The following is a 13,365-nucleotide window of genomic DNA, read 5'->3' as shown; positions in this document are numbered from 1 at the left end:
ATGTATCTCTCGGTGTACAACGCCTGGGCCGCCGCAATCCTCGCTTGGGCTGAGTTTATGCGCGTATCGGGAGATAACCGCCCCGGCCTTTCCGACATACGGTGGCCCGATCATGATAAGGCGGTGGGTCAGGATCAAGAGGCAGGGCTGATGTGCATTAAGGGCCACGATGGGCTGAGAGTGTTCCTGTCGACCAGGGGGCAAACCCCACAGGCCTTCAGCCGGACTCACGCCGAGCTCCGTTACGCTGGCGGGGTACCGTTCCACGTCAACTGCGAGCGCCGTGTCCTCTGCCCGCCCACCCTGAGGATTGCCCGGGATGATTTGTTGGCCCGGCCTGCTATGTTGGGTTGGACGCCGGTCTTTCGCGTACAGGGCGAACTCTGGGGATTAACGGACTATGCCCTGATTTCTGTGCGAGAGGATGACAGCGGTGTGCAGGTGGTGTTGGAGGGGGTTGCGACTGCCCTGCTACGCCCAGAGCCCATCACGTTCTGGCAGCGCTTCTTCACAGCGGTAGATTGGCGGTTAGGGGGCAACCAGGGGCGACGCTCGGCGTTACGAAGGGGAAAGAATTATGCACTAAGCGCTCGTTTGACGTTTTCAGTCGCTCGGACATCACGACGTGTCGCTCAAGAATTGGTGTTACACCAGGGCGAGAGTCGGCCCGTTGAGTATTTGAATCCGGGGGGGCACGCCCTAGTGGCGATCCATCCGCCCGCGCAGCGTGAGATTTCCTTTTCCCGGATCGGTCCCGCCCAGGGGGAAGCACCCTTCCACGATGCCAAGCAGGACGTAGACGAGGTGCCTGTGGACGCCGCCATTGGTCATGCTGTCGGCTGTGCAATGAGACCGGCTGTGCTACCCCCCGGTGCTTACCGCCAGCGCCTGGTATTGGCCTGGTGATTCGTCTTGGGGCTATCAGCGAGGGATAACAAGGCAGTTAACCAGAGGATATGGGCACACCATCCATGAAGAGCAGCGCGGAACAGTTTGATGAAGAATCCGTAGTAGCGTCCCTCAGAGTCGGTCTCTCAGAACGCTCCCTCGGAGAGCCGCAGCATATCGAGCGTGTTCGGCGGCAGCGTAGGCAAAGTTCATTCGTTGCCCGTTATAGAGTCGTGTTCCCCAACGGTGAGCAGGAGGACTTATGGGCCAAAGTGCTGCACGCCAACCCGGCCAAGGAAGACCTGAAACGGCGGCTCATCATCCGCGATTATGACTTGAACTGCCGTGTTTATCAGGCTTTTTCAGGGGATAGCCGTTTCCGTGTGCCCCCGCCCTTGTTCTCCTTTCCGGAGCAGCGTCTCATTGTAACCCGGCATACGCCAGGTGTCCGTTTGCACGATAAGCTCTTGGCAGTCCCCCGCTTCGCAAGGCGGGCGGATGTGGGGGATGACCTGATGCATAGCTTCCGAGCCTGCGGACAGTGGCTGCGTCGGTTCCAAGAGACAACGGATGACTATTATCCCGGTGCGGCAGCTGGAGAAAAACCGCCCCCCAAAAGGGATATTCATCGACTTGCCGATATGACGCTGGAGCGTATTACTGCGCTACTCGACACTCATTACAAGCCCTTGCTGCGCTGTGATTGGGAAGGGGTTCGTGCCTACGTTGCAAGGCAATGTGAACAGGCAGAAACACTGAATGGCCGTACCTGCGCCGTACACGGTGACTTCTTTCCTGGCAACCTATTGCTGGACGGTGATGGAGTTGTCGGCCTGGATTTTGTCAGCGCAGGCTGGGGAGAGCCTTTGTTCGACTTGAGCTACTTTGTCTTTCAGGTGGAAACCTGGGCGCAGCGTTCTGTTGGTCGTCAGCATCGCCAACTGATCGATGCCTTTTTGAAGGGGTATGATCCGACTCTGAGCTACGTGGGGTTTTGGAGTGCCTCACCGGTATTGCGGCTACTCTTCGTCAACTACCGGGTCGCCCGACTTCTCTCGTTGGTGCCGAAGCGGCCAACAACGTGGCATCGCCGCATCAGCCGGCACTGTCAGATCTACGCCGCCATTCGTGATCTTCAGAAGGCATTGCCGGCATGACCCGGGGCGACTCACCAGGGGTGGTTAGTTTCTGGGGGCCACTTTCCGGTCGGTGCACCCAAGGTAGACCGACAGTCCTATGAATGTCAGACGGGGCTTGGGCGTAAGCGCCATCGCCCAGATGGCGGCGTTTATCTTCGGCTTTATCAGCGTCGTGGTCGTCTCCCGCCTGCTGACGCCCGAGGAGATCGGCATCTTCTCGGTGTCAGTGGCCATCCTTGGCTTTGCCCATTTATTCCGTGAGTTTGGTGTCGGGCAGTACCTCATCCAAGCGAAACGCGTGGGCGAACGGGAGTTTCGGGCTGCATTCTCGGTTGCACTGATTACCTCGTGGGCCATCGCGCTAGCGCTGTTTTTGATCAGTACCCCCATGGCCTCATTTTACGGACACCCGGGCGTAGCCGAGGTCTTGTCTCTGCTGGCCTTCAATTTTCTGATCATGCCCTTTGGCACGCCGCTGCTGTCCTTGCTGCGCCGAGAACTGGAATTCGACAAGTTGGCCATCGTGCATGGTGCGGGGGCATTCGTGAATGCGGCCGTCACCATTAGTGCCGCCTGGATGGGTGAAAGCTACTTAAGTATGGTCTGGGGGTCTATTGCACAGCATGTTTCGAAGGTAATCATGCTGAATTACTTCAGGCCTGGCCAGGTCTGGATTCTACCTGGGCTATCCGGTCTCTCAGCAGTAGTGCGTTTTGGTTCCATTGTCAGTCTCTCTGGCATAGTGAATGAAATGGGGCGAAGCGCACCCGACTTGATTTTCGGTCGCACGCTAGGTTTTTCTGAGGTGGGTTTTTATAGTCGCGCTGTAGGGCTGCGGCGGATGTTAGTCGGGCGGGTGACACGATTAGTCAAGGGGGTCCACTTCCCGGTTTTTGCCAAGAGCGTCCGGCAAGGGGGGGATGCTGCTCAGCTTTACGGACAGACCATGAACTACATGGTTGCGGTTGTAGCGCCTGTATTAGGCGTATTGGCTGTGCTCTCCGAACCATTGATTCTATTCCTTTTCGGCCCCCAGTGGGAGCGTTCGGTGCCAATGGCTGCCATGATCACGGCCTACGCCATCATCGTGACCCCTTATTCGCTCTATAACTCCTCGCTTACCGCAGTGGGTCGTGTGGGCCTGGTGCTAAACACAGAAATAGCCATCCAGTCGGTGCGCATTCTGGTGCTGATGACTTCCTTATGGTTGGAGTTGGAGCAAGTCGTTGCGTTGTTGGTCATTGCTTTTCTCGCCCAAGCGGTATTCTCGCAAATGGCCTTGAAGCGGGCCTTCGGACTTGGCTTTCGGCGTTTGTTCACCTTCGTTGCGCCCGCGTTGCTGCTGGTCGCCTATTCTGTGCTGGGGCCGGTGATGATTATGTTCCTGGTGGATGAGGTGGGGCGCGAGGCCGTGCCTAGGGTGATTGTCTTGATGGCGGGTGGGAGCTTAGCCGTGGTGGGCTGGGTGGTGGGAGTGCACCTTCTAGACCATCCGATGAAGTCGGAACTCTATCGCATCTTGAGGGCGCTCGAGCCGATTGGGGCGCGTTTGCGGTGGTCATCAAAATAAGGGGCCCCAGAATAAACCGGAGGTCGATTAGGGCTTAGAGGGGGTGATGCGGGGCAGTCTAGCCTCGCACCATGGACTTGATCATACTGAGCCCCGCGTAGCGCCAACTGGGGAGATGTAGTGGGTGTTTGGAGAGCGCAGTGAGGAATGCCCGCCTGGCTAGTTTCGGATGGCCCTGCCAGTAGTGATGATAGCCGAAATTAAAGCAGGCGTAGGCCAGGCGCCGCTGTACCGCGGTCCAGTCCGAACGGCCCCCGTCCGGCCCCTCGAGGCCCCAGCGAGCGAGCGCTTTCTCCACCACCAGCTGCTCATAATTGACGTCTGGCCACTGGTTGATGCACCCGCCGCCGTGCAGGCGGTAGAGGGCAAAAATCCGGTCTATCTGGCGGATTTCAGTCTGCCGCGAGGCGCGCAACCAGTAATCATAGTCCTGCCCCCGCTTTAGCTCGGGATCAAACCGTCCCACCTTTTCGATGAGGCTGCGCCGAGCCATGACAGTGATGGTATGCAGTAACGAGCCGAAAAGCAGCCGGTTGTAGAGCCATCCAGAGCCCTCGGGCACGATCGGCAGCTGCTCTGGGGGCGGTAGGTCTGCGGCCAGGTTGGGCACCATGTTTTCTGGCGCTGGGAAATGGCCGCTCTCGTTCGGCTTCCACGGTAGCCATTCGGAGTAGATCATCCCGATCTCCGGATGCGCCTCCAGGTAGCCCACCTGCGCCGTCAGTTTGCCCGGCAGCCACACGTCGTCGGAGTCGAGAAAGGCGATGTACGCCCCTTGGGCGGCATCCAGGCCCTGATTGCGCGCCACCGCTGAGCCCTGGTTGGCCTGGGTGAGCAGCCGAACCCGGTCGCCGTAGGCTTGTACCCGGGCCACGGTGTCGTCGCTGGAGCCGTCGTCGATGACGATCAGTTCCTTGTTTGGATAATCCTGCGCCAGAATGCTATCGATGGCCTCTTCGATGTAGGCAGCGGCATTGAACGCCGGCATGATCACAGAGACCAGCGGTTGTGTCGTCGGGCTGGTACCCGCGACCGCCCGCTCCGACCCGCGCTGTAGGCACCCCAGGGTCTTTTGCCACAGGGCGGGTACGGTGCGGATCTCCTGCGTGGACCAGAAGGGTTCGCCGGACACCACCGTGGCGTGCACGTTGGCGCCGGCCTCCCGCCAGTCATCCACCTTCCGCTGGCTGGCGGGCGGGAGTTGCGGGGCGTCGCCTTGCATCACCTCCAGCCAGTGCACCGGGGTGTCCTGCGGCGGTGACGACAGGCGCGCGGCTTCCAGCGCCTGGGCCATGTGGGGCGTGAGGGCGTAGCCGGCGATCTCCAGGGTCTCGCCAGCGCCCAGGCGGTTGCGCAGTTCGGTCGTGGTCTCCCGGTCCCCGCCCATCATGCCGGCCGCCATGCGCAGACGCAGAAACTGAGTCAGAAAGAGCTTGCCGTTGCTGACCGGTTGCCAGTAGACGAGCCCCGCGGGCGGCACCTGCAGGCCCTGAGCCAGCGCCCCGGCCAGCAGGCACCCTGTGCGCAGGCCCCACAGATACAGGGGGGCGGGAAAGCGTTCACAGAGCGTCTCCGCGCAGAGACGGAGATCATCCAGCCACCCGTCCCAGCGGGCTTCCGGCAAGTCGCCGCCGCTGTCGCCACAGCCGTAAAGGTCGGGCAGCAGCACGGCGTAGCCGGCAGCCGCCAGCCTGCGCGCCTGCTCCGCCACCATGCGGCGGGATTTGTTCAGCTCCTCGGCGAAGGGGGGCACATAGAGCACACAGCCCTTGGCCTCGGCCGTTCTCGGTGGGTGGAGGACATGAAAAAGCGGCCCCTGGGTGCCGTCCAGAAATCCGGCTTCCATGCAGCGGGGACCCTCAGGCCTCTTCCAGCTTCGATTCCACGAAGTCGCAGAGGGCGCCCACGGTCTCGAAGGTTTCGGCGCTGACATCGTCATCCTCCACCACGATGCCAAAGCGTTGTTCCAGCTCGGTGATGACGGACACCACCGCCATCGAGTCCAGCTCCGGAAGGTCCCCCAGCAGCACGGTGTCGCGGTCGAAGGATTGGGCCCGGCCGTTCAGGCTGAGTGCGCTGTCCAGGATATCCCTGACCTGGTCTAGACTTGACATGAAACAGTTACCTCCGAGGTGTGTGAAACACATCGAATTGTAGCAGCTGACTTGAGGAATGGATGACCAAATGGCGGGACTTTGCGGCTGGCTGAGCACGGGCGGCGGACAGGACGGGCGCGACATTCGTGAGAGGGCAGAGAGCCTGGCGGCACGCCACGGGGCCGGCACCCAGCACCGGGCCAACCCGCGTGCCGCCTGCCTGGTCCGGGACGGCTGGCTGGTAGAGGACGATCAGGGCCGGATCGCGGCGCTGGTCGGTCACCCCTTCTGGCGCGACCGCGAGCTGGCCGAGTATGCCGCCGCGAAGGATCACGCCCGTGCCCTGCTCCATGCCTGGCAGCAGTATGGGGCGGGGCTGTTCGACCGGCTGGGCGGGGACTTCGCCCTGGTGGTGATCGACACCGCACAGGGGCGCGTGCTGGCCGGCGTGGACCGGATCGGGCAGCAGCCGCTGCACTACGCCCGCATCCCCGGCGGGGTGGTCTTCGGCAGCACGGCGGACAGCGTGTTGGCCCACCCGGGCTTGTCCCGCACCCCGACCGCGGAGGGGCTCTACCACTACCTGTTCTTCCACATGCTGCCGGCGCCGGTGAGCCTCTTTCCCGGCTTGGCCAAGTTGCAGGGCGCCCACTGTCTTGAGGCGGAGGCCGGCGAGGTGCAGGTCCGTCCCCACTGGCAACCCCGATTCGACGAGCCTGACGCCGCTGACGAGTCGGCGCTGGGCGAGGAACTGCGTGGGCGGCTGCGTGAGTCGGTGCGCCGGCGGGCCGACGTGGATCGGCCGGGTGCCTTCCTCAGCGGGGGGCTGGACAGCTCTACCGTCGCCGGCATGCTCGCCGACGTGCGCCCGGGCGAGGCCGATACCTTCAGCATCGGCTTTCACGCCGAGGGTTACGATGAGCTGCCCTATGCGCGCATCGCTGCCCACCATTTCGGCACCCGCGCCCACGAGTATTACGTGACTCCCGAGGACGTGGTGGAGGCGGTGCCGCTGATCGCGGCCAGCTACGACGAGCCCTTCGGCAATTCCTCGGCCCTGCCCGCCTATTTCTGCGCCCGGGTGGCCGCCGATCAGGGCGTGACCCGCATGCTCGCCGGCGATGGTGGGGATGAGCTGTTCGCCGGTAACGCCCGTTACGCCAAACAGGGCGTGTTCGAGCACTGGGGCCGCTTGCCGGAGGCCGCCCGCCGCGCCCTGGAGCCCCTGTTCACTACCCTGCCGCGGGGGCTGCCGGTGCTGGGCAAGGCGCGCAGCTACGTGGAGCAGGCCCGCATCCCCCTGCCCGACCGCATGCAGACCTATAACTACCTGCACCGGCTGGCGGTGGAGGACATGCTGGCGCCGGACTTCCTTGCCGCCATCGACCGGGACGCCCCCTGGGGGCTGATGCGCGACATCTACCACCGTCCGGCGGAGGCTACCAGCCTCAACCGCATGATGTATCTGGACTGGCAGCAGACCCTGGCGGACAACGACCTGCGCAAGGTGAGCCGGATGGTGCAACTGGCCGGGCTCGACGTGGCCTACCCCATGCTGGACGATGACCTGGTCGAGTTCTCCTGCCGGGTCCCCTCAACACTGAAGCTGCAAAAGGGGCGTCTGCGCCACTTCTACAAGGAGGCGCTGTCCGGTTTTCTGCCCGCCGAGATCATCGACAAGAAGAAACACGGCTTTGGCCTGCCCTTCGGGGTCTGGATGCACGAGCACGCCCCGCTGCGGGAGATGGCCTACGACAGCCTGCTGCGCCTCAAGGGGCAGGGCTTCCTGCGCCCGGCCTTCATCGATGAGCTGATCCGGCTACACCGGGAGGGCCACTCCGCCTACTACGGCGATTTCGTCTGGATCCTGATGATGCTGGATTTGTGGCTGGAGGCGCATCCGGCCGACAGCTCGGTCCGGTTGCCCCGGGCTGCTCAGGCCTAGGTGCTCTCTACCCGGCAGACCACGTGGCGGTGCTTGCCGTTGGGCTCCGGTGGCACCGTGTCCACCCGGCGCAGGGTGACAGCCACCTCCGGCCCCAGGGCGTCCGCAAAGGCGGTCCGCAACCGCTGCTCGAACCCCTCGTCGGGGGGCGGGTCGGCGCTCAGCAGCACCTCCACCGCATCGCGTCGGTGCTGGACGATCTTGTAGGCCCGCAGCCCTTGGATCTCCCGCAGCAGGTAGTTGAAGCGACTGCCGTGCACCCAGGCGCCGTTCCAGGCCAGCAGGCCGTCGTTGGACCGGCCCTCCAGGCGGCTCAGCCGGGGCAGCGCGCGCCCGCAGGGGCAGGGGGTAGGGTCGAGTGCACCTCTGTCGCCGGTGCGGTAGCGGATGAAGGGGAACTCGGGCCCGGCCAGGTTAGTGACCACGATATGGCCGGTTTCGCCGGGGGCGACCGGTTGGTCGGTGTCGTCCAGCACCTCGACAATCAGGTACTCGGCGCTGATGTGCAGCCCCCCCGCCGGGCATTCCCGGGCAATGAAACCGGCGTCCCGGGCGCCGTACTCGTTGGCCACGCCGCAGCCCATCACCTCGCCGATCACCCCGCGCCACTCCGGGCGCAGCACCTCCGAGGTGGTGAAAGCCACGCGGATGCCCAGATCACCCAGCCGCTGGTCCTGCTCCCGCGCCCGCCAGGCCACCCGGGCCAGCGCCGAGGGGTAGCCGAAGAGCATGCGCGGGCGGAACCGGCGAATCTGATCGATGACCCCGTCCAGGCCCGGCCCGTCCAGCGCCTGCGCCGGCACCAGCCGGGAGCGCATCAGCCGGTCGCGCCAGGCCCGGACCCGGTCCTGGGCCTGGTTCTCCACCGCCGAGCCCCAGAGCACCAGCTCGCGGTCGCCGATATCCACGTCCCACCAGCGGGTGGCGCGCCACTTGGCGGCGATATCCAGGCTGATGCGCGCCTTGCTCAGCCAGAAGGTCAGTGGCTCTCCGGAGGAGCCGCTGGTCTGCTGTCGGACCAGGCCGGTGGCGCCCTCCGCCAGCCAGTCCTGGCCTTGTGCCCGGATCAATGCCTTGTCCGTGACCGGCAGCCGGGTCAGGTCCTCGAGCGAGCCAAACTGCTCCGGCGTGAGGCCCTCCTCCTGGAACAGCCGCCGGTAATAGGGCACCCGGCTGGCCACCTCACGCAACAGGGCTTGCAGCCGTTGCGTCTGGAGCCCGGCCAGCTGCTCCGCCGGCCACCACTGGCTCGCCTCCAGGGCCCGGCGCTGGGTGACGCTGGTGTGGCCCTTCAGTCGCTCGTGCAGGGGGAAGAGGCCTCTGGCCACCAGGTGGGTCCAGGCGCTCATGACTCGCTGGAGGAGGGGGCCGGAACGGCAGCCGGGGTCCTGCCGTCGTGGAGGGCCTGGAAGGCGGCCACCAGTTGCGGGATGCGGGCCCGCCAGGCGTTGGCGCGGGCGTGGGCCAGGATGGCCTCGCGGTCCCAGTCGCGCGCCAGGGCCTGGTCGATGGCCTCGCGCAGGGCGTCACCATCGCCGTAGGGGACCAGCAGGCCCACCTTTTCGGAACCCACCACCTCGGCATTGCCGCCCACCCGGGTGGTGACGATGGGCAGGCCGCAGGCGCTGGCCTCCAGAAAGACGTTGGCCCAGCCCTCGAAGCGGGTGGCCAGGACGAACAGGTCGCCCGCCGAGTAGACGTGGCGCAGTTCATCCGGTGGCACCTGGCCGAGAAAGTGGACCCGGTCGTCGAGCCCCAGTGAAGCCACCTGCTGGCGCAGTTCTGACTCGTTGTTGCCCTCGGGGCTGGCGCCGCCGGCGATGGCAAAGTGCAGGTCCGGGTGGCGCCTCAGCAGGTCGGGCAGCACCGCGATCACCCGGTGGAAGCCCTTGCGCTCGGTGAGCCCGCCCACCGAGACCAGCAGTCGGCTGTCAGCGGGCAGGCCCATGCGAGCCCGGCTGCTGGCCCGGTCTTCCGGGTAGAACCGCTGCAGATCGACGCCGTTGCCCACTACTTGCACGTGGTTTGGCCCCTGACCCCAGGCGATGGCGTCCTGGCGCAGCGAGTCGGCCACCGAGAAGACGTGGGCGGCGTCGCGCAGAGCACGGTCGATCTGTCGGCGGTGAGCGGATTGGCCCTCGAAACGGGTCAGGCTGCCGCGCAGGGTGATGGTGTAGGGGCGGTTCAGCCAGCGGCACAGCCAGCGCGCCGCCACCCCGTCGGGATAGACGAAGTGGGCGTCGATGACATCGTAGTCGAAGGTTTGCTTTAGCTGCCGCATCAGCGGCAGGCTGCCCAGGGCCTGGAAGAACCCGTCGGTCCACTTGAGCAGCCCGGGGATGCAGAAGAAGCGCGGATGGTGCACCCGGATGCCGTCCTGCTCCTCGAACAGCGGCACATCGGCCGCGCGGGAGTGGGGGCGCAGCCGGCCCAGCAGCCTCTGAAAGGGAAACCAGGGCACCGGTGCCACCACCTCCAGGTCCAGGTGTTCGGCCACGCGGCGCATGCGCTCGCGCACGAACAGCCCCATGCCGGGCTGCGCCCGGTTGGGATAGACACGGGTGTAGACCACCAGGCGGGGGCGACGCTCAGCCGGCACGGGCGGCCTCCCTGCGCTCGCTCAGGCCGTTGTAGATGGCCTGGTAGCGGGCAACGCTCACCGGCCAGTTGCGCTCTTCCTCCACGAAACGGCGACCATTGGCGCGGACCTGCGGCCAGTCGGCTTCCCGGGAAAGGGTGGCCAGCACGGTGTCGGCCAGCGCCGCTGGATCGCCGGCGCGGAACAGCCAGCCCGTCTCGCCATCGCGGATCAACTCCCGGTGGCCGCCCACGTCGGAGGCCACCAGCAGCCGGCCCTGGGCCATGGCCTCCAAGGGTTTGAGAGGCGTGACCAATTCGGTCAGGCGCATGGAGTGGCGCGGGTAGACCAGCAGGTCCACCAGGTCGTAGTAGCGGTTGACCTGGTCGTGGGGCACCCGGCCGGTGAAGACCACCTGGTCGGCGATGCCCAGCGCCCGGGCCTGGGTCTTGAGGGCCTCCGCCTGGCTGCCACCCCCCACCAGCAGGATGCGGACGTCGGGGGCCTGTTCATGGATGCGGGGGAAGGCCTGCAGCAGCAGGTCCAGCCCTTCGTAGGCGTAAAACGAGCCGATGAAGCCCAGCACCCGGCAGCCCTCGAGGCCCAATTCCGCCTTAAGGGCCGGGTCGGCGGTGCCACCCAGCCGGAAGCGCTCGGCATCCACCGCGTTGGGGATGACGGTGACGCGCTCCGGGGCGATGCCGCGCCCGATGATATCGCCGCGCAGGCCTTCGCAGATGGTGGTGACGTGGTCGGCCCGGGCCAGGGCGTGGGTCTCCAGGGCGCGGGTGAGCCGGTAGCGCACCCCCTGCTCGCGGCTGGTGCCGTGGTCCACGGCGGCATCCTCCCAGAAGGCCCGCACCTCGTAGACCACCGGGATGCCCAGCCGCCGGCCCACCCGCAGGGCGGGGATGGCGTTCAGGGCCGGCGAATGGGCGTGCAGCACGTCCGGCTGGTTGTCCTGGGCCACCTGTTGCAGGCGCCGGGTTAGGGCATCCATCAGGGACCATTCCCCCAGGCCGGGCACCCGTAGCGGGGTGTGCGGCGTGCGGTGGAAGTACAGTCCTTCTGCCCACTCCTCGGTGTCCGTGCCGTTGCCGGAGGCCGCCCCGTGCTTCGGGCTGGTCAGGTGTACCGTCTCCCAGCCCAGCCGGTGCTGCTCGCGCAGGATGGCGGCGGTGCGGAAGGTGTAGCCGCTGTGCAGTGGGATGGAGTGATCAAGTATATGCAGTATTCTCATGGACATGCCGTGTCAGCACCGCTCCGGGCCAGGAACTCGTCGAACATCAGCAGAGACCACAGCGCCGGGCTGTGGTCCCGGGCACCGCGGGTGTGTTCGTCCACCAGTCGTTGCACGAAATCCATGTCGAATAGGCCGGACTCGCCGATGCGCGGCCCCAGCACCTGGTCGTGTACCCTCTGCCGCAGCGGGCCGCGGAACCACTCCGCTACCGGCACCGCGAAGCCGCGCTTCTTCCGGTATAGCACCTCGTGGGGCAGGTGGGGCTCCATGGCCTTCTTGAGCAGGTGCTTGCCCTCGCTGCCGTTCAGCTTCATCTCCGGCGGCAGGCCGGACATCCACTCCACCAGCTTGTGGTCCAGGATCGGCACCCGCACCTCCAGGGCGTGGGCCATGCTGGCCCGGTCCACCTTGGTCAGGATGTCCCCCGGCAGGTAGGTCTTCATGTCCAGGTACTGCACCAGCGACAGCGGGTGGTCGGTGGGTGCCTGTGGCGCGTGCCGGCGCAGCACGTCCACGGCGCTGTAGCCCTGCAGTTCACGGCGGAAGCCGGGCGAGAACAGGTGTTGGCGCAGGTCGTCCCGCAGGATGGAGACGCCCTGGAAATAGCCCTCCACCGCGTCCCGCGCCAGGGCCTGGAAGGTGGCCTTTGCGCGGAAGACCCGGGGCGCCCAGTCGGCCTTGGGGTAGACTTGTGCCAGCGCACCGAACAGCCCGCGGCGCAGGCCCAGGGGCAGCAGGCCGCGCAACTGCTCTTCGCCCAGGTGGTGGCGGTAGCGCCGGTAGCCGGCCAGGTTTTCGTCGCCGCCATCGCCGGACAGTGCCACTACCACCTGTTTGCGGGCCTGCTCGCAGACCCGGTAGGTGGGGAGGGCGGAGCTGTCGGCGAAGGGTTCGTCGTAGAGGGTGCCCAGCTTGCCCAGCAGGTCAAAATCGTTGGGGTTGACCTGGTCCAGCCGGTGGCGGGTGTGGTAGCGCTCGGCCACCATCCGGGCGTACTCCGACTCGTCGTAGCGCGGGTCATCAAAACCGATAGAGCAGGTGCGGACCGGATCATCGGACAGGCCGGCCATCATGGCCACCACGGCGCTGGAGTCCACCCCGCCGGAGAGGAACGCACCCAGCGGTACCTCGGCCACCAGGCGGATCTCCACCGCCTCGCGCAGGCGGCGCACCAGTTCCTCGGCGGCTTCGGCCTCGTCCATGGCCGGCAAGGGGGCGAAGGGCACATCCCAGTAACAGCGGCTGGCGGGCACCCCGCCCTGCCCCCGCCGCACAGTCAGGGCGTGGCCGGGGGGCAGCTTGTGCACGCCGGCGAAGATGCTGCGCGGCTCCGGCACGTAGCCGAAGCCGAAGTACTCCTCCACGGCGCACGGGTCCAGTTGCCGGGGCAGGTTCGGGTGGGCCATCAACGCCTTCAGCTCGGAGGCGAATACCAGGTGCCCGTCCGGCAGCGCCGCGTAGTAGAGCGGCTTGATGCCGAGCCGGTCGCGGGCCAGGAAGAGCGTCTCGCGGTTGCGGTCCCAGACGGCGAAGGCGAACATGCCGCGAAAGCGCTCCACGCAGGCCTCGCCCCACTCCTCCCAGGCGTGGACGATCACCTCGGTGTCGCAGTGGGTGCGGAAGGTGTGGCCGGCCCGCTGCAGTTCCCGGGTCAACTCGGGGAAGTTGTAGATCTCGCCGTTGTAGGTGACCACCACGGACCCGTCCTCGTTGAACAGCGGTTGCTGGCCGCTGGACAGGTCGATGATGGACAGCCTGCGGTGGGCGAACCCCAGCCCGGGCTCGTGGTGCACCCCGCCCTCGTCCGGGCCGCGGTGGTACTGGGTCTGGTTCATGGCCTCCAGCAGCGGGAGGTCGATCGGGCGCTGCGCCTGCAGGTCAAAGATACCGGTGATGCCGCACATGG

9 protein-coding genes and 1 pseudogene are annotated in these 13,365 nt (G+C 65.8%); 3 read left to right on the top strand and 7 right to left on the bottom strand.

Annotation, left to right across the window (positions count from 1 at the left end; all coding sequences use genetic code 11):
* Nucleotides 1–971: 971 nt before the first annotated feature.
* Nucleotides 972–2,045 (top strand): phosphotransferase, encoded by a 1,074-nt coding sequence (locus DFR31_RS07805; RefSeq protein WP_170153625.1) that lies wholly within the window; start codon nucleotides 972–974, stop codon nucleotides 2,043–2,045.
* A gap of 97 nt (nucleotides 2,046–2,142) precedes the next feature.
* Nucleotides 2,143–3,597, top strand: a complete 1,455-nt coding sequence (locus DFR31_RS07800; RefSeq protein ID WP_170153624.1) for an oligosaccharide flippase family protein — start codon at nucleotides 2,143–2,145, stop codon at nucleotides 3,595–3,597.
* Nucleotides 3,598–3,655: 58 nt separating this feature from the next.
* Here DFR31_RS07800 and DFR31_RS07795 read toward each other — a convergent pair whose 3' ends face one another.
* The 3 genes and pseudogenes from DFR31_RS07795 to DFR31_RS07785 all read right to left on the bottom strand — a co-directional run bounded on the left by DFR31_RS07795 (nucleotide 3,656) and on the right by DFR31_RS07785 (nucleotide 5,711).
* On the bottom strand, nucleotides 3,656–4,663 hold the full coding sequence (locus tag DFR31_RS07795) for a glycosyltransferase (protein WP_425452530.1): 1,008 nt from the start codon (nucleotides 4,661–4,663) through the stop codon (nucleotides 3,656–3,658).
* Nucleotides 4,649–5,443: pseudogene (locus tag DFR31_RS07790) on the bottom strand (hydrolase 2, exosortase A system-associated); the annotation flags it as partial. The pseudogene DFR31_RS07790 and the gene DFR31_RS07795, both read right to left, overlap by 15 nt.
* Before the next feature lie 13 nt (nucleotides 5,444–5,456).
* Nucleotides 5,457–5,711, bottom strand: coding sequence for an acyl carrier protein (locus tag DFR31_RS07785; RefSeq protein ID WP_121442024.1), 255 nt, complete (start codon nucleotides 5,709–5,711; stop codon nucleotides 5,457–5,459).
* Nucleotides 5,712–5,781: 70 nt separating this feature from the next.
* Between DFR31_RS07785 and DFR31_RS07780 the strand changes: the two genes are divergently transcribed.
* A complete protein-coding gene (locus tag DFR31_RS07780; protein WP_121442023.1) occupies nucleotides 5,782–7,638 on the top strand; it encodes an asparagine synthetase B family protein in 1,857 nt (618 codons plus the stop codon).
* Here the strand turns inward: DFR31_RS07780 and DFR31_RS07775 are convergent.
* Genes DFR31_RS07775 through DFR31_RS07760 form a run of 4 tightly spaced genes read right to left on the bottom strand, consistent with a single transcriptional unit; the run spans nucleotide 7,635 to nucleotide 13,363 of the window.
* Nucleotides 7,635–8,987: a phenylacetate--CoA ligase family protein gene (locus DFR31_RS07775; protein ID WP_121442022.1), complete on the bottom strand. Its 1,353-nt coding sequence runs from the start codon at nucleotides 8,985–8,987 to the stop codon at nucleotides 7,635–7,637. The genes DFR31_RS07780 and DFR31_RS07775 overlap by 4 nt on opposite strands.
* Nucleotides 8,984–10,237, bottom strand: a complete 1,254-nt coding sequence (locus DFR31_RS07770; RefSeq protein WP_121442021.1) for a glycosyltransferase — start codon at nucleotides 10,235–10,237, stop codon at nucleotides 8,984–8,986. Before DFR31_RS07770 ends, DFR31_RS07775 begins: the two co-directional genes overlap by 4 nt.
* Nucleotides 10,227–11,456 (bottom strand): TIGR04063 family PEP-CTERM/XrtA system glycosyltransferase, encoded by a 1,230-nt coding sequence (locus DFR31_RS07765; RefSeq protein ID WP_121442020.1) that lies wholly within the window; start codon nucleotides 11,454–11,456, stop codon nucleotides 10,227–10,229. Before DFR31_RS07765 ends, DFR31_RS07770 begins: the two co-directional genes overlap by 11 nt.
* Nucleotides 11,453–13,363: an XrtA/PEP-CTERM system amidotransferase gene (locus tag DFR31_RS07760; RefSeq protein WP_121442019.1), complete on the bottom strand. Its 1,911-nt coding sequence runs from the start codon at nucleotides 13,361–13,363 to the stop codon at nucleotides 11,453–11,455. The genes DFR31_RS07765 and DFR31_RS07760 overlap by 4 nt, the downstream gene beginning before the upstream one ends.
* Nucleotides 13,364–13,365 lie beyond the last annotated feature (2 nt).

The organism is Alkalispirillum mobile, from assembly GCF_003664325.1.
Taxonomy (GTDB): domain Bacteria; phylum Pseudomonadota; class Gammaproteobacteria; order Nitrococcales; family Halorhodospiraceae; genus Alkalilimnicola; species Alkalilimnicola mobilis.
This window is presented reverse-complemented; position numbering and strand designations above follow the sequence as displayed.